Consider the following 16,424-nt stretch of genomic DNA (forward strand, 5'->3'; position numbering starts at 1 on the left):
GTTTAGAGTTTGGGTTTGGAAACTTGAACGATCAGATCGGAATTCGCTCGATCGGCACCGGGTTGGGGTAAATTCGGAATCAGGATCTCGCCGTTTTTTTGAAGGCGAATTTTCTGTCTGGCTCTCTGTTGTCGGGAGACGGGAACTCGCGATTTAAATAGCACCACCCGATCGCCCGCCTTTCCGAGAGAGTCCGGCCGAAGATCCTCGTTACTAAATGGGGGAATGATTTTGTCAAAAACGATCGGATCTCGATCGGGTTCTCCGGCATCGGCGATCGAGAGCGCGTTCCAATCGGCATCGGAATAATTTTTAGCGATGACGTAATATTTTAGGGTTTCTTCTTTTGCCGTGAACGAGAGGGTGAAATTCGGAGGAACGCTATAGAAACTCCCGTCGATCGAGATTTCCACGATCCCGAAAACTCCCTCCCGTTGTAGTTGGGCATCGGCATAATAATGAATCGTTTTCGTTTTGCCCGGATAGGTTTCCCCGATCGAGTACAGTCCCGTCGATTTCCCGGCGATCGAGACGACAGCCTCGCTCTCGGAAAACGTATCGGTTTTTAAAAGTACACCGTCGGGATCTTTGAGGGTTAGGGTAACGGGTCGCGTCGATTCTGTCGCCGAATGACGGATTCTTTCGCCGACGAGCGTGATGGCGATCGGCTCGTCTAACGCGTTCGGATTCGCGCTATTTCGATAGAGAGGACGGGAAGAAGCGAACGCGAGATCGGTGAAGTTACTGAAGAAGGGAGCGAGTAATTTTAAACCGACGCGTAAGGTGGTTCCCGCGAGAGAGGCGAAGGGTTTATTTTCCTCGTCTACCGCGTAGAAAACGGATAACTTTCCCTCGCGAGCTTTGGCGATGAGGCGGCCGCCTTCGAGGGTTCGATCGCTATCAAAGGGGATTAGAAAATCGAAATCCTGACAGCTATCCGTGTAGTAAGAATGGGATACGTCGATCGTGAATAGAACGCGAAACTTCATGTTAAATGCCTCGCTTCGCCAAAAAATAATTCCCGAAAGATATCGATTTTCTAGAACAATCTTAGGCGATTTTACAATTATAGAGCGTGAAGATTTGTTGCGATTTCCTCGATCGCCGGTCGAACGATTTTCGGGGCTTCATCCTGTAGGGCGACTACCCGTATTTTATAAATCACGGACGGCAAATATTTTCCCCCGATAAAAGCCCAGATTTGGTTTAACTGCTCGTAGGTCAGCGATTGTAATTCCGTGGTGAGTTTTTCCACGCGCGGGTCGAGAGCGGGATATTCGTCGGAGGTGAACGAGGAACGCGCCTGGAAATAGGTTAGGACGTGGGAAAGATATTTTAACGCCCGATCGTACTGTCCGAAATTGGCGGCGAACATAACGTAAAGGTTAAGTTTTAATTCGGGTTCCAATACGATATGTTTCCCGTTCGTGTAGAGATGTTCGGGCAGTTGGGATTTAAAAACTCGATCCTCTTCGATATTGACGATCGAGGCCAGAATGGAGTCGTTAGAGTCGGACGGTAGTTTTCCCGAATCATCGACTAATTTCCTCATCTCCACCTTGACCAAATCCGAACTTGTCCGCGCGAGCAGATACGTGTTTAACTCGTCTTTAAAAAACTTGAGAACGACATCTAGCATGAGCGGGAGAGTTGATCGCGAGTTAGGACAGGAAAAACGATCGGCAAAGGTATTTTATAAAACCTTTCCGAAGGCAAAAAATAGACGGAAATCTAGCGCGATCGTGGAGTTCGCTAGAACCTTTTATCAACGGTAGAATTGACTGACTATCGTAACACCCGTTTCTTGTCGGTATCCAAGATCACCCGATTTATTTAAACTTTTCTAAGTCTAATAATATAAGCATATATACGCAATCTCGATCGAGTAAATAGAAATGAAGTTACCCGATCGAGAGTTACGAGAGATCTTCGCGAGTTCACTAGAAATTAACAAGCGGCACACCGCCGGGATTCGATCGGGGTTCCCCCTGATCGTTCCATTCGGGTGGGGTATTTTCCCGAACCGTCGGTTGGGGATTCGGTTTTAACTGGTAGTTCGGCGGCAGATTCAAAGGTTCCCCCGGTTGAACGTTCGGATTCGGCGAGGATAATCCCCGTAAATCGTCACTGTTTCCCGTGGGAGTCGGTAAAGGAGGGATTTCGGTCACATTATCGCTCCGGATCGTTCCCGCGGGGGGATTCGCGAGTAGGGGAGTCGCGCTTGCCAGAACTCCCAAGGCGACAAAACCGATGAGAAAAGGAGAGCGTACCATAAGACTACAAGATGGGAACAATACCGGTAGCGGTTTCCGTTCGGGGGGTTCCCGCGCTGATAACGACAATCGACATACTCCCCGAACGCGATAACCGCCACACCGATCATTGTAATGAACCGATCCCGAAAGAGTGTCTATCTCGCGAGCCGATCGCCATTCAGGAGCCATCGAATCAGGATTCAGGAGACAGAAAGAAAAGTAAAGAGATTATAAACTTATAACGCGTGTATTTTCACCATAAATCCTTAAATTGTAATCTTTTAGTTAAATTTAACTTTCGACTCTCCCGTTTGCAGGAGGTCTATTAACCGATACATTAGAGAGGCTCCCATCTATTGCAGATAACCACGATGAAATTTTTAGCCCGTTTTCTCTCGATCGCTATCCCGGCCGCGTTCTTGGTGCCGGGGATTTCCCTCGCTTTTGACACGCTAGATTCCCGGAGTTTTTTCGAGACCGGTCGCCTGCGTTCCGAGGATCGGATTCTCTTTCAAAAACCGAGAAGTCCGGACATTCCCGCGAGCGAGCGATCGAAGTCCTGGCAGTTCGTCATCTTCCGTTCGGAAGGTTTTTCTACCTGGATGCCGCCGGGAGTAATCACCAACGAGAATGTCACCCTCGATACCTCCTTGGGGAAAGTGCCTTTCCGGGCGATCGCCTCTAACTCGGAAAACCGTCGCTACGTGGTAGCCTACGCCGATACCCTCACCGAAGAACAGTTGAAAAACCCGAAAGAACTCCTCTCCGCCATCCGCGAGCGCGTCGCCCCGAAAGATCGCTATAAATTAACCGGGGATCGATCGATCTCGATCGATAAACACCCCGGTCGCGAGTTAACCTTCTCTAGCGCCGATACCAACCTCACCATCCGCGCCTATCTCGTCAACAATAAAGCCTACGTCATCGGCGTTAGCGATCCCAAAAACCGACCCGATACCCGATCGACCAGAGCCTTTTTAAACGCCTTCCAGTTGGTGCAGTAGGGAGCGGGGAGATGGGGAGATGGGGAGATGGGGAGGTGGAGAGATGGGGAGGTGGAGAGATGGGGAGGTGGGGAGATGGGGAGGTGGGGAGATAGTAATGGTATTTTTCCCTCCTGCCTCCTGCCTCCTGACTCCTGCCTCCTGCCTCCTGCCCCCGAGATCACTCGTCCTCGGCGAAGATATAGCGGGTCAGTTCGCTCGAATCGGGTTCGGGGCTTTCCTCGGCGAATTTCACCGCGTCCTCGATCGATGCCTGCACGCGCTCGTCAATGGCCTTGAGTTCTTCGCGGTTCGCGAGATCGTGTTCGTAGAGATAGGCGGCGAAACGGGTGATCGGGTCGCGCTCGCCCCAGAATTGTTTCTCGTCCGGACTTCTCAACTCGTCGGGATCGGCGAGGGAGTGACCGCGGAAACGGTAAGTCAACGCCTCGATCAGCGTCGGCCCCTCCCCGGCGCGGGCGCGGGCCACCGCCTCTTTAGCGATCGAGTGAACGGCCACCACGTCCATCCCGTCCACTTCCACGCCGGCCATACTGAACACGCTGGCCTTTTTATAAATTTCCGGTTGCGAGGTGGCCCGATCGTGCGCCATGCCGATCGCCCATTTATTATTTTCCACCACGTAAATAATCGGCAGTTTCCACAGCGCCGCCATATTCAGACACTCGAAAAACTGTCCGTTATTGCTCGCGCCATCCCCGAAGAAACACACCGTCACCTGATCGAAATTCGCGTCACCTAACGCGTCGCGACGGTACTTACTTTGAAAGGCCGCGCCGGTCGCCACGGGAATCCCCTCGGCCACGAACGCGTAACCGCCCAATAATTTATGTTTTTCCGAAAACATATGCATCGAGCCGCCGCGGCCCTTGCTACACCCGGTCGCTTTCCCGAATAGTTCCGCCATCACCTCGCGAGGCGGAACCCCCGCGCTCAGGGCGTGGACGTGATCCCGATAGGTGCTACACACGTAATCTCCATCGGGACGCAGGGCTTTGACAATTCCCGTGGAAACCGCTTCCTGACCGTTATAGAGATGGACGAAGCCGAACATTTTGCCCCGGTAATACATCTCGGCGCATTTATCCTCGAACATTCGCCCGAGAACCATGTCCTCGTATAGCCGTAATCCTTCTTCTTTGGTGAGTGTGACGGAAGAGGCGTTAAAAGTTGGTAAGGTACGTTCGGAAATCATAGGGTTTGTAGTATCATTTAGACAACAAAAAAACAATAGGGACCGGGTAGAATCGGGCGCATCGATCTCGTAAATTCTTAGTGTAAGACTAAACTCGACTCGATCGGGGGAACGGGAAGGATTTTCCCTCGGACACTTTTTCCACTACCACCCCACCGGTACTTAGTCAACTGACTGAAGACCGAGCTAGAATAGTATCCTTGCCATTTTACCCGCCTCACGATACCTTATATAGTCTAAATCGTTATACGGTCTAAATCGGTGACAAGACTCTCTCTACTCTAAGGTAAAGCGAACCGTGCGAATCCCTCTCGACTACTACCGAATTTTAGGAGTCCCCTGTCAGGCGACGGACGAGCAGATCGAACAGGCTCACGAGGATCGACAGCGGCAATTTCCCCATCAAGAGTATAGCGAGAGCGCGATCGCCCAAAGAAACGAGCTAGTAGAGGAAGCTTATCGGATGCTGGCGGACGTGGAAAACCGCCGGTCATACGACGAGCGATTTTTCGACGAAATTTCCCCGAATCGGGTCGCGCCTTCCGAGGAAACCCCGGATCGATCGGACGGTTTGCCGGCCCCGCGAACCCCCGGCCTGGATATCGAGACGGGGCGGTTAGCGGGCGCGTTATCGATCCTTCAGGAGTTGGGAGAGTACGAACTGGCGAGCCGTTTGGGAGAGGAATCTCTCGACGAGGAAAGTCTTTTCTCGGATCGGAACGATATCCTCCTGACGATCGTTCTCGCCTACCGGGAATTAAGCCGCGAGCGCTGGCAGGACAAAGAGTACGAGAGCGCTTCCGAATATCTGGAAAAAGCGTTAGCCCTACTGAACGAGGAAAATCTCTTTCCCGCGCTCGTCCGGGAGATCGATCGGGATTTTTACCGCCTGCGCCCCTACCGAATTCTCGAACTGTTATCGCGGGAGTTAGCGCGAACCGCCGAGAGAAGTCGGGGATTAGTTTTACTCTCGGAAATGTTAGACGATCGCCGCGGCATCGACGGGGGGGGCGACGATCGCTCCGGGTTGGGCATCGATGATTTCCTGCGTTTTCTCCAACAGTTACGCGTCCACCTCACCCTCGAAGAACAACAGCGCGTTTTCGAGAGAGAGGCGCGCCGGCCGTCGGCCGTGGGGGAGTACCTGCTCGTCTACGTCTCGATCGCCCGCGGGTTCGCCCGCCAAGACCCCGACTCGATCCTCGCGGCGATCGAGAGCCTGGACGATTTACAAAAACATCAGGATGTTTCGCTAGAACGGGCTGTCTGCGCTCTCCTACTCGGACGGGTCGATCTCTCTACCACGATCCTGAAAAAAAGTCAAGAAAAAGAAACCTTAAAATATATCGAAGAGAGATCGCCCGATCCCGACGATCTCCTGCCCGGCCTGTGTGATTACGGGGAACTCTGGTTACGAACGGAAGTGTTCTCGCGCTTCCGGGATCTGGTCGATCGACCGGTCTCGCTGAAAGATTATTTCGCCGACGAGGGCGTACAAATTTACCTGGAAGAATTATCAAAATTTCCTAACAAAAAAAGCGCGTCGGATCACATCACCCGATCCGCCGATACTCTAGAATCTGAAGTAACCATTATTACCCCCCAACCGGAACCCGACCGATCGAGCCTTCGAGGAGTGTCTATCATGAGCGAATCCGCTTACTCTTATCCCGAACCGAGGAAACCCACCCGAGCCAGAACCCGCCAAAGTTCATCCCTAGCGACTCTAAAAAATCTACCTCCCGACAGAGACGAAACTTCTTCATCGACGGGTAGCGGACGGGGGAGTCTCGTGGTAACGGCGGCCTATCGCCAACCTCCCGCCACCGGTAGCCGTCGTCGCCCCGGAATGGAACGACCGACCGGCCGGCGGGCGATCGAGGGGCGCCCCGCGGTTCCCGGAGCGGTACCGCGCCGTCGGAAAACCCGCCGCGGCAAACTCCGGCTCGATCGGGTGGCGATTTTAGTGGCCGGCGCGTTGGGAACGCTCGGGGCGATCGGGTTCGGGGTGAAGGCGCTCGTCGATAGTCGTTCCCCGTTGGCGGCCTTGACCGGGGAACAGTTAGCGATCGAGTTAAACGCTCCCGTGTTGGAAATTCCCTCGCTCGAAGCGCGGGCGAGCGAGCCGGTCGCGACGGCCGGATTAACGAAAGAAACGGCCGCCGAAGTGATTCGCGCCTGGTTAGCGGCCAAAGCGGAAGCCTTTGGACAAGGGCATAAAACCGCGAAATTAAACGAGATTCTCGTCGATCCCGCCCTGAAAACCTGGGGAGATCGCGCGAGCGCCCTGAAAGGAAATCAATATTGGAAGTACGAGCATCAGATCGAGGTTCGATCGGTGCTGATAAACCCGAAAAACGACAAACTAGCGACCGTAGAGGCGAAAGTTAGCGAGAAAGCCCGCTATATGGCGAATAACAAAGAAATCGCCTCTCGTTCCTACGACGATACCCTCAATATTCGCTACGAGCTAGTACGTCAGGGAGACAAGTGGCGGATTCGCGATACGAAGCTCCTCTCCAAATAAATTTCCTTTTCCGGCGTTTACAGTCGGAAATCGGGCTTAGGGGTCGGGAATCTCCATCACGCCCTGACAGACTAAAACCGACGCGCCACCGACACGGATAGCGACGATCTCGCCGTCCCGTTTGTCGATCGACACCCGTAGGAGACTCGGCCGCCCCATCTCGAAACCCTGTTCGATCGTTCTCTCGATCGTCCCGTCCCGTAACGGCTCGATCGCCCCCAGATATCCCCCGAACGCGGCCACCGCGGAACCGGTCGCCGGATCTTCCGCCACCCCCAATCTGGGAGCGAACATCCGCGCGCGGATATCGGAACCGGGCAGTTCCGGATCGAGACAGAAGACAAAAAGCGAATTCGCCGGATCTCGCGCGAGAACCGCTTCCCAAACCGTTAGATTTAGCTTGATTTTACTTAAAACCGCCCGATCTCTCACCGGGACGAACAGGAACGGAACCCCGCAGGAGATCGATCGGGGGCGATACTCTCCCGTCAGAAAATCCGACGCGTCCAGGGAGAGAACCCCGGCCAGATCCTCGATCGAGGGAGTTCCCGCGCCGAATTCCGGTAATTTCGCCGCGGTTAACTCGCTGTATACCGGTTTTCCCGCCGAACCGCGGATCGTCACCGGGACGAGTCCCACGCCTTCCTCTAGATAGATGCGGGTTTCGTTTTCTAGGGGAATCTCGCCGATCGCAACGAGAACGAAAGCCGTCCCGACGGTGGGATGTCCCGCGAAAGGTAACTCGGTAGTTGGGGTGAAAATGCGCGCGCGTCGGGTTCCGTCGGCGGTTTCGGGAGGGAAAACGAAAACCGTCTCGGAGAAGTTAAATTCTCGGGCGATTTTCTGCATGAGTTCCGCGGTCAGGCCGTCCGCGCGGGGAAAAACCGCGAGGGGATTTCCCCCGAAAGGTCGATCGCTAAATACATCGGCCGTGTAGTAGGAATATTTCATTTAGACCTCTCGCGGTGTGGTTAAGGAGTCAGGAGACAGGAGTCAGGAGACAGGAGACAGGAGTGAGGAGTAGGAATAATATAGCCAAAAACTCTACGCGAGACCGATTTCCCTTTTTAAATTGTAATTTTTCTCGCTTTTAGATTCTCGGAAATGAATCGATCGAGAAGTCTATCAGACCTCCCGCATAAGTGAGAATTGACAGTCAAATTCAACTAAAAACAACCGATTTAAAGATTATTTAAGAAAAAATACAAACTTATCTGTTTACGATCTCCTGAATTCTCCTTTCTCCTCCTGACTCCTGACTCCTGACTCCTGTCCCGACGAGAGATTTCTGATTTTTGCCGGAGGTCTATCTAATCGAAAACCTCGACTTTGTTCTTATATCGTAGACGGATTCGGATAAGACGGACGATTTTTCGTCGTTTTCGTCTTTACTTTCCCGTCCCGCGGTATTTCAGTTATCGGGAAGACGGGATATTTCGTTTGACCATCTATCTATCACGAAATCGATCATGTTGGAAAATTCTCTGGATGCCCATCGTTTGCAGGGCATCGAACGGACGGATCTATTCGACCCGCGACAATCCCTCGGACGATCGAACCCCTCGATTTTCCCCGATACCGCCAACTTCCAACCGTTATTACCGCCGAATCCGGAGTTAGAACCCGTCCCCTCTCTCCCGAATTCCCCGCTTTTCACCGATCCCGAGAATAGCTACTCCGGGGATCTCGCCGCTAATTTTTCTCTCGGGGTAACGGGAGTGAATGACCGCAGGGATGGGGATTTTCTTCTCGGTCGCGGGGAACCGACGGTCGGTTTAGCGGATGCGAGTATTGCGGCGACCCCTTCCCTTTCCCCCGGATATCGATCGACCACCGGGTACGGTTTAGTAAATGCCGCGGCCGCCGTGGCCCGCTCGATCGGTCAAACCACTCCCCTCCCGAATGTACCCACCTTCGGGAATAAGAACGATTGGGGGGCGAATCTGGTGAACGCGCCGTCAGCCTGGGCGAAAGGGTATACCGGACAGGGGATCGTGGTGGCGGTGATCGATACGGGGGTCGATCGGAACCACCCCGATTTAAGCGGCAATATCTGGAAGAATCCGGGCGAGATCCCCGGGGACGGTCGGGATAATGACGGGAACGGCTATGTAGATGATGTTTACGGCTGGAATTTCGCGAGCGGGAATAATAACACCCTGGACGGGAACGGTCACGGAACCCACGTCGCGGGAACGATCGCCGGGCTGAACAACGGTGTCGGCGTGACCGGGATCGCCTACAATTCCCGCATCATGCCGGTGAAAGCGTTAAGTGACTCCGGTAGCGGGAGTTTGAGCGCGATCGCGAAGGGTATCCGTTACGCGGTCGATAACGGCGCGCGCGTGATCAATATGAGTTTAGGGGGAGGCAGTACGAGTCGGGAAATGCAGTCCGCTCTAGAGTACGCTAGTAGTCGGGGAGCGATCGTGGTCATGGCCGCGGGGAACGAGGGAGCCGCTTCTCCCTCCTATCCCGGTTCTAGCGCCAAGAATTGGGGGATCACCGTCGGTGCGGTCGATAATTCTAACAATCTCGCCTCTTTTTCCAACCGCGCGGGTTCCGATCCCGCCATGCGGTATGTAACCGCGCCGGGCGTTAACGTGTATTCCACCCTTCCCAACGGTCGCTACGGTTCTTTGAGCGGTACCTCGATGGCTACCCCTCACGTATCGGGGGTGGTGGCTTTAATGCTGGGGGCGAATGGAAATCTGGACGACGCGGGGGTTCGGAATATCCTGACCTCGACGGCCGGCAATGTTTTATCGCGTTAGGCTATCCGTTTTTCGCTAATCGTTACCGCTCGAAAAAATTTGTCAGGCGATCGGGGTCTACGATCGTCGCTTTCCTGTTTTAAGATAGGGGAAGACCCGTGTTTATCCGATCGATAGATCCGGACGGGACGCTCGATCGCCTTTCCCGGTTACTCCCTCACACCACCCGACACGAACGATCTACTTTTTGATAGGGGTCGCTCTAATACTCCCGTGATACAGTCCCCTAAGTGGTGTGTGAGGCAGGCAACCATGACGAATTCTCCCCCCGAACCCCCTAGCCGTCCGAATTCCTGGCTCCGTTTGTGGCGTTTCGCGCGGCGACCTTCCACGCTAATTGTCGGGGGTCTTACCGTGGCCGGATTGACGACCGCGGGCTATTTCGGGATACGTTATTTCGTCTACGAGCGTCTTTCTCCCCTATTAGAAACGCAACTGAGTCAATTTCTCCGGCGACCGGTTACTGTCGGGGAAGTAGAAAGTTTTCAGTTCAACCGGATTCGTTTGGGTCCCTCGATCATTCCCAAAACCGCCACCGATCCCGATCGTTTATCGGTACGGGCGATCGAGGTGGGAGTCAATCCTTTCCCCCTACTTCTCGGTCTTCCTTTACCGATCGACGTGAAGGTAATCGACCCGAATATTTATCTCGAACAGGATAAAAACGGGCGATGGATCTCGGTAGAATTACCCCGCGCGCGACCGGGACAGAAAGCGCCGATCCCGCTCGATGTTCGCTTCGCGGTAGAAAAGGGCGATATCTCGTTAAAGCCTACCGCGATTCAAAGTCCCGTGACGATCGAGGTGACGGGAAACGGGCGCTTTATCGATAATCGTCAACAACCCTTAGAATATAATCTCGACGCGTCGATCCTCGGTAGCGCGGTACGGGTTCGCGGGGAAACCGAACTGAAAACGGGAAAAACACAAACGAAGCTCTCGATCGATCGACTAGCGCTCGGTCAATTATTCTCGGTGCTTCCATTCGGAAATTTACAGATTAATCGGGGACAGGCCGACGCGAATCTAGCGATCGACGTACCTTCTTTCGAGAAGATCGAGGGAACCCGCGGGACGGGAAAGGTAAATATTAACGGGGTATCGGGACGATTTCAACCGCTCCGGTACCCGATCGAGCTAGATTTAAATCTCGATTTTCAAGGTCAGAGCGTGGTCTTTCAGAAAGCGAGAGCCAAGATCGGCGAAATTACCGCCAATGTCTCCGGGGATATTAACTGGGAGAAGGGATATAACTTGAACGTGGCGCTCGATCGGGTCGATATTCCCCAACTCTTAAAAATTATCTATTTACGTCTGCCGGTACCGATTTTCGGGGAAGCGAGATCGCGATTTAGCGTCACGGGAAATCTCGATCGACCGTTAATCTCGGGATCGATCGCCAATACCAAAAAAATCACGGTCGATAAAATTCCCTTTCAATCCGTAACGACCGATTTTCAGACCAATTTAAATACATTACGATTGACAAATACCCGACTATTACCCGTCGCGGGCGGTCGAATTATCGCCAATGGAAATATTCAATTAAATATTCTGAAATCTATTCAAGCGAATCAGAAGATCGACGGTACGAAAATGCCGATCGCCCTCACCGCGCGCGCCACCTTACCGACCCGAGAGATTATCTCTCCCTACGCTCGGTTATCTCCCGCGGTCACGGTGAATCATGTCAACGCTAACACTCGGGTAGACGGCACGTTAGCCCGTCCGCGGGTGTCGATCGATTGGCAGATCCCCCCCGCTCCGACGACCGAAGCGCTGGCGATTTCCGGTCGGGGAAAATTGGGTTTGGGAACCGATCGATTAACCTTAACCGATACGGTGATTAGAACCGGTGGCGGTGTTTTAAACGTCACCGCCGATGGCAATTTTAAAACCAAAGCGCTACAGGCGAATCTTAGGGGAAATTCTTTTTTACTGACCCCTTTCGTGCCGATCGCCTGCGAGAATGTTCCCGATCTTTGTCCCTATCTTCGCGCTCTCGATCCCGTCCGGGTGAACACCGCGGATATCCGACTCCGGGGGAGACTCGATCGATTCAGTTTAGAAACTCTCAACGGTATCGCCAATCTCAACCTTCAAGCCCGACAAGGCACGATCGCGGTCAATAGTCAAGTATCGGGAGGAAATTTAACCGCGACCGCGCGCGCGGCGGGATTGCCGGTCAATCCGTTTTTGCCCGATTTACCGGCGAACGTGCGACTGGTGGACTCCCGACTCACGATCGCCGGTTCCCTGCCCCGATCGCTGGAAAATACCGCCGATCTCTTGCAATCCTGGCGCGGGGAAGGAAACTTCGCGCTCGCCGTTAATAATCAGCCCGTCCTCGCGAACGCGTCGATCGATCGCGGTTTCGTTCGCGGAACCGTCAATACATCCGGGCTAAATCTCGCGCCTTTCCTGCCGGATACCGCCGTTCCCGTTCGTTTAGGAACAACGAGCGTTAATTTCTCTGGCGCGCTCGCTCCCGTGTTGAAGAACACCGTCGCGGGGCTGAAAACGTGGCGGGGTGACGGGACGGTGCAACTCTTCGTCAACGATCGACCCCTGGAAACCGTCGCGAGACTCGATCGGGGAATTTTAAGCGGGGTGATTGATACCCCCGGTCTCTCTCTCTCGCCCTTTCTGCCGAATATTACCGTTCCAGTGCGTTTAGGACAGAGCCGGCTGAATTTTACCGCGCCGATCGATACCCTACTCGCCGGGAAAACGCCCGATATCGGCACGCTGGACGCGAACGGGAATGTACGGCTATTCGTCGCCAGTAGTCCGATTAACGCCGATATCCGGATGAATAACGGTATATTTAACACGATAGCGACCTCGAATCAGATCCCGGTCGATCGATTTTTCCCGAATCTCCCGGTTCCGGTGGCGATCTCGCGGGCGCGTGTACAGGCGAGCGGCAACGTGAGGGAGTTACTCGCCTCTTTTAACCGAAATCAACTCGATTTTAGCAGTATAACCGCCCTTATCGACTCTCGATTGAAGTTGGCGGGGGGAACCGTGAACGCGACGGCGCGGTTGAATAATAATCTCTGGCAGAGTCAGATCGGCGCGTCGGGTTTGAATACCGCGTTGCTGGTGAACCGATTTAGCGGGCGGAAGGTGGCCGATCTGCCAGATCTGAACGCTACCGCCCGTTTATCGGGAAATCTCGCCGATCTTTTCAAAGGAACCGCGTCGATCCGGGTGGGAGATGTTTCGGCGCGGCTGGGAGAGAGTTTTCTCGACGCGCGGGGGGATATCCTGCTGGAAAATCTCGCCCGGAACCCGGATATCGCCCGCGTCGATCTGAACGTTCAAGCGAGGGCGAATCTCGATCGATTGCCGTTACAGTCGATCGTCGATCGATTGCCGATCGATGACCGTTTCCGACCGGCGGGGGTGAATCTGGCGGGAATCGCCCGATTTAACGGCAAGGTGACGGGGAGAAACCTGTTAACCGCGTTAAACCGTCCGGGAAGCCTGCAAGCGAGCGGCGATGTCGCTCTGACGAATTTCCGCCTCAACGATCGGATTTTTGAACCCTCGCTCACCGGAACCCTGCGCGCGGGACTCGGCCAGAATATCGCGCTGGATTTACGGGGGAATGAAGATTTTATCGCCTTCAGTCTCGATCCCTGCACTCGAACCGGCTGTCTCGCCCCCTATCTTCCCCTCGCCTTTAATATCCGCCAAACCTACGGGAATCAACCTCCCTTTATCGCTCGGGGGAGACGGCAGGGAGAGCGGTTAATCGCCAGAATCGAGCGTTTCCCGTTGGAAATTTTGAATATCACTCCCGGAGTCGCCTACAGTCTACCGGGGGCGCTCGCGGGAGATCTGAACGCCGATCTCGATGTGAATCTGTTCACGTTGGAGGGACAGGGACGGCTACGGATCGATCGACCGGGACTCGGGAAACGACGCGCGGAATCGATCGTCGCCGACCTGAGCTTTCAGGACGGAGTGGTACGGTTACAAGAAGCGAGTTTAGTGGCCGGGCGAAGTCGTTTCGACGCGAGCGGGCTATTTAATTTTAGAACCGGGGAAATTAAAGCGGATCTCGATGTCGCGCGGGGTTATATCCAGGATCTCCTGCTGGCGCTGAGGGTTTCGGACGTGGAGAGTTTACTGCGATTTTTCTCGCCGCCGAATTACGCGCGCGCCGGGGAGGTTCGTCCCGAGTCCGTGGGCAATCCCGACGCGCCCCTCTCGGCACAGGTAAATTTACTGGCGAAAATCCGCGAACAGATCATGAAAATGGCGAACGAGCGGGATTATGTCGGTGTCCCGCGAGAATTAGACGTTAGAGGCGTGTATCAAGCGAGTATCGCCCTCGCCGGGACGATCCGCGCCCCGGAACTTTCTTTACAATTTCAAGGAAAAAATTGGGAATGGCGGCCCCAGCGACCGACGGTGGATATTATCGATCCGCTCGGTCTGGTGACCACCTCCAGCCAGTTTATTCCCCTCGACGAGATTACCGTCAACGCGAGACTCGATCGGAATACCCTGAACGTGCGACCGATCCGGATTCGATCGAGGGAGTCGATGGTTTTTGTCGCGGGCGATTTCTCGCTGGAGAAAGTGGCGGCCACCTTCGGGACGGAAAATCTCTCCCTCGATCTCCTGCGGAATTTCGTACAGTTGCCCGTCGATGTTTCCGGAAACCTGAACTCGACGGGAAATATCGGCGGGACGCTCTTCAATCCCCGCGTGGCGGGAAATTTCGCCTTCGTCAACGGCGCGATCAACGCCCAGAGTCTCGATCGGGAGATCGCCGGCCTGTTCACGTACAATAACGCCCGGTTCGAGATCCGCACCACCACCCCGGAAGAGATCCAATTCTACGCGAGTGTTCCCTATCCGGCGCTACCGGGGAACGATCGCCTACGGGTACAGGGAAGATTGGGAACCGGGGCGCTGGGACTGATCGACGCGATCACCCAGGGCGCGGTCACTTGGGTGAAAGGAGACGGGGACGTTATTCTCGACGCGACCGGTAGGGTGACGACCGGGAAAGCGTTTACCGTCCGGGATCTCGTGGCCCACGGTTTGCTCGAATTGAATAACGCCACGATCCGGAGTGCCGCCTTCCCGGAAGAGTTAACCGTCAACGGCCGCATCGGTTTGACCCCGAAGGCGTTAACCGTCGAGTCTTTAGAGGGGGCTTTCGCCGAGCGGCAGATTTCGGTGGTGGGAGTATTGCCGTTTTTCCAGCCGATCGCCGATAATCCGAATCCTTTGACCGTTACCATCCAGCAGGGAGAGGTGGCGATCGAGAATCTCTATCGGGGATCGATCGACGGTCGGGCGATCGTCACGGGAACCCTCCAGCGACCGATTATCGGCGGCGAGGTGCGTCTATCTAACGGTCAGGTGTTCGCCCCCCAACCGACCGAAGACGCGCTCGACGGCGTGGATCGGGTGGCGCGTCAGTGGATTCAACCGATCGCGCCGGGAAATAATAACGCTTTTAACCCGCTCTTACAGGATTTCCGGGTGGTTTTGCAGGGGATCTCCACCGAACGCGAACCCCTGTACCAGTTTACTTTCGGCGGAGCGTTAACGCTGAACGGCCCGCTGACCCAACCCCAAAAACTGCGGCCGAACGGGGTGATCACGCTCGATCGGGGTCGGGTGAGTTATCTCGATACCCGTTTCCTCCTCAACCGACGCAACGAGAACACGATCGTTTTCACCCCGGAACAGGGACTCCTCAACCCGGATCTCGACATCCAACTGCGAACCATCCTCACCGAATTCGCGGGATCGCGGAACTTCGAGTCAGCGCGACAATTAGGGGATTTTCCCAGTAACGAGATTCCCGACGATAGCCTGACCCGCGTGCAGAGGATCGATGTCACCCTGAGCGTGGAGGGAGAGTTAAGCAGATTACTGCCGAATTTAGGGAAAAATATGAATAGCGTCTGTCAACTCCGTCCCGACGGTTTACCGTTCCCCGAACACACTTCCTATAGCCGCGCGGAATTGGAGAAATTGGCGACCTGTATCCGCACCGTCGCCCTCGCCAGAGGGGAGGACGAGCAACTACTTTACAGCCCGGTGGTACAGTTAACCAGTAGTCCCCCCCGCAGTGAGGGGGAGATCGTCCGTCTCTTGGGCGAGCAAATTTTCGCCTTTTTTAACGAGTTACAGGGGAAAAACACGGAACAGTTAGTGCAGTTCGGGGTGGTACAGTTATTCATTCCCGCGCTCGCCCAGGGCATCGTCTACGACGTGGAAAACGCCATCAGTAACACCCTCGGGGCGACGGATTTTAATATCCTTCCCAATCTGGAAACGGTCTATCGCGTGGATAAACAGTCTTACGTCCGTTTTTCCTACGATTACACCTACAATCAGTTCACCGTCCGCTACGAGACGCGATTTTGAGCCGGGAGCGCGTCGAAAGGGGCCGATCGATGAGAGAAAATGGAGAGGTTCGATCGCGAATCCCACCGATCGCCCCATAATAGAGTTATCCCGCGGGGAACTGTACGAGACCTCGAAGCGCGATTCGTTATTCCAGAGTCTAAAAACTTCAAAAATTAGACTGATACAAGATAGATTAGGTTTCGCATCCAATTTTTAGCGATAATATTCTTCCTCCTGCCTCCTGCCTCCTGCCTCCTGCCTCCTGCCTCCTGCCTCCTGCCTCCT

General features: G+C 54.4%; 10 protein-coding genes. 4 read left to right on the plus strand and 6 right to left on the minus strand.

The features are described from left to right. Positions 1-2 precede the first annotated feature (2 nt). The 3 genes from V0288_RS10800 to V0288_RS10810 form a co-directional block, all read right to left on the minus strand. Complete coding sequence (locus V0288_RS10800) at positions 3-989, minus strand: hypothetical protein (RefSeq protein WP_332865099.1); 987 nt, start codon at positions 987-989, stop codon at positions 3-5. A gap of 77 nt (positions 990-1,066) precedes the next feature. Beyond that, the gene (locus V0288_RS10805) at positions 1,067-1,639 is read right to left on the minus strand and encodes a Pvc16 family protein (protein WP_332865100.1); all 573 of its coding nucleotides are present in this window, start codon (positions 1,637-1,639) and stop codon (positions 1,067-1,069) included. 301 nt (positions 1,640-1,940) lie between these two features. Further along, positions 1,941-2,273 (minus strand): hypothetical protein, encoded by a 333-nt coding sequence (locus V0288_RS10810; protein WP_332865101.1) that lies wholly within the window; start codon positions 2,271-2,273, stop codon positions 1,941-1,943. A 353-nt stretch (positions 2,274-2,626) separates the two neighbouring features. Here V0288_RS10810 and V0288_RS10815 point away from each other — a divergent pair, with 353 nt between their 5' ends. Next, positions 2,627-3,259, plus strand: coding sequence for a hypothetical protein (locus tag V0288_RS10815; protein WP_332865102.1), 633 nt, complete (start codon positions 2,627-2,629; stop codon positions 3,257-3,259). On the opposite strand, the gene V0288_RS10820 is transcribed toward V0288_RS10815, so the two are convergent. Together V0288_RS10820 and pdhA are read right to left on the minus strand one after the other, a co-directional pair. Further along, positions 3,172-3,423, minus strand: a complete 252-nt coding sequence (locus V0288_RS10820; RefSeq protein WP_332865103.1) for a hypothetical protein — start codon at positions 3,421-3,423, stop codon at positions 3,172-3,174. The two genes, V0288_RS10815 and V0288_RS10820, sit on opposite strands and share 88 nt — an antisense overlap. Next, a complete protein-coding gene (gene pdhA / locus V0288_RS10825; RefSeq protein ID WP_332865104.1) occupies positions 3,420-4,454 on the minus strand; it encodes a pyruvate dehydrogenase (acetyl-transferring) E1 component subunit alpha in 1,035 nt (344 codons plus the stop codon). The genes V0288_RS10820 and pdhA overlap by 4 nt, the downstream gene beginning before the upstream one ends. 298 nt (positions 4,455-4,752) lie before the next feature. Here pdhA and V0288_RS10830 point away from each other — a divergent pair, with 298 nt between their 5' ends. Then, positions 4,753-6,981 (plus strand): IMS domain-containing protein, encoded by a 2,229-nt coding sequence (locus tag V0288_RS10830; RefSeq protein WP_332865105.1) that lies wholly within the window; start codon positions 4,753-4,755, stop codon positions 6,979-6,981. Between the two features lie 36 nt (positions 6,982-7,017). Here the strand turns inward: V0288_RS10830 and V0288_RS10835 are convergent, their stop codons facing one another. Next, positions 7,018-7,932, minus strand: a complete 915-nt coding sequence (locus tag V0288_RS10835) for a PhzF family phenazine biosynthesis protein (RefSeq protein ID WP_332865106.1) — start codon at positions 7,930-7,932, stop codon at positions 7,018-7,020. Between the two features lie 518 nt (positions 7,933-8,450). Between V0288_RS10835 and V0288_RS10840 the strand changes: the two genes are divergently transcribed. Beyond that, positions 8,451-9,755, plus strand: a complete 1,305-nt coding sequence (locus V0288_RS10840) for a S8 family peptidase (protein ID WP_332865107.1) — start codon at positions 8,451-8,453, stop codon at positions 9,753-9,755. Between the two features lie 252 nt (positions 9,756-10,007). Beyond that, entirely contained in the window at positions 10,008-16,157 is a 6,150-nt protein-coding gene (locus V0288_RS10845; RefSeq protein WP_332865108.1) for a translocation/assembly module TamB domain-containing protein, read from the plus strand. The last annotated feature ends 267 nt before the right edge of the window (positions 16,158-16,424 follow it).

The sequence above is a fragment of the Pannus brasiliensis CCIBt3594 genome (genome assembly GCF_036688125.1).
Classification (GTDB): Bacteria; Cyanobacteriota; Cyanobacteriia; order Cyanobacteriales; family Microcystaceae; genus Pannus; species Pannus brasiliensis.

Bases quoted from the DNA above. Each gene is read 5' to 3' on its own strand.
- V0288_RS10845 (WP_332865108.1), top strand. From the start codon at position 10,008: ATGACGAATTCTCCCCCCGAACCCCCTAGCCGTCCGAATTCCTGGCTC.
- V0288_RS10810 (WP_332865101.1), bottom strand. From the start codon at position 2,273: ATGGTACGCTCTCCTTTTCTCATCGGTTTTGTCGCCTTGGGAGTTCTG.
- V0288_RS10800 (WP_332865099.1), bottom strand. From the start codon at position 989: ATGAAGTTTCGCGTTCTATTCACGATCGACGTATCCCATTCTTACTAC.
- V0288_RS10835 (WP_332865106.1), bottom strand. From the start codon at position 7,932: ATGAAATATTCCTACTACACGGCCGATGTATTTAGCGATCGACCTTTC.
- V0288_RS10805 (WP_332865100.1), bottom strand. From the start codon at position 1,639: ATGCTAGATGTCGTTCTCAAGTTTTTTAAAGACGAGTTAAACACGTAT.
- pdhA (WP_332865104.1), bottom strand. From the start codon at position 4,454: ATGATTTCCGAACGTACCTTACCAACTTTTAACGCCTCTTCCGTCACA.
- V0288_RS10840 (WP_332865107.1), top strand. From the start codon at position 8,451: ATGTTGGAAAATTCTCTGGATGCCCATCGTTTGCAGGGCATCGAACGG.
- V0288_RS10815 (WP_332865102.1), top strand. From the start codon at position 2,627: ATGAAATTTTTAGCCCGTTTTCTCTCGATCGCTATCCCGGCCGCGTTC.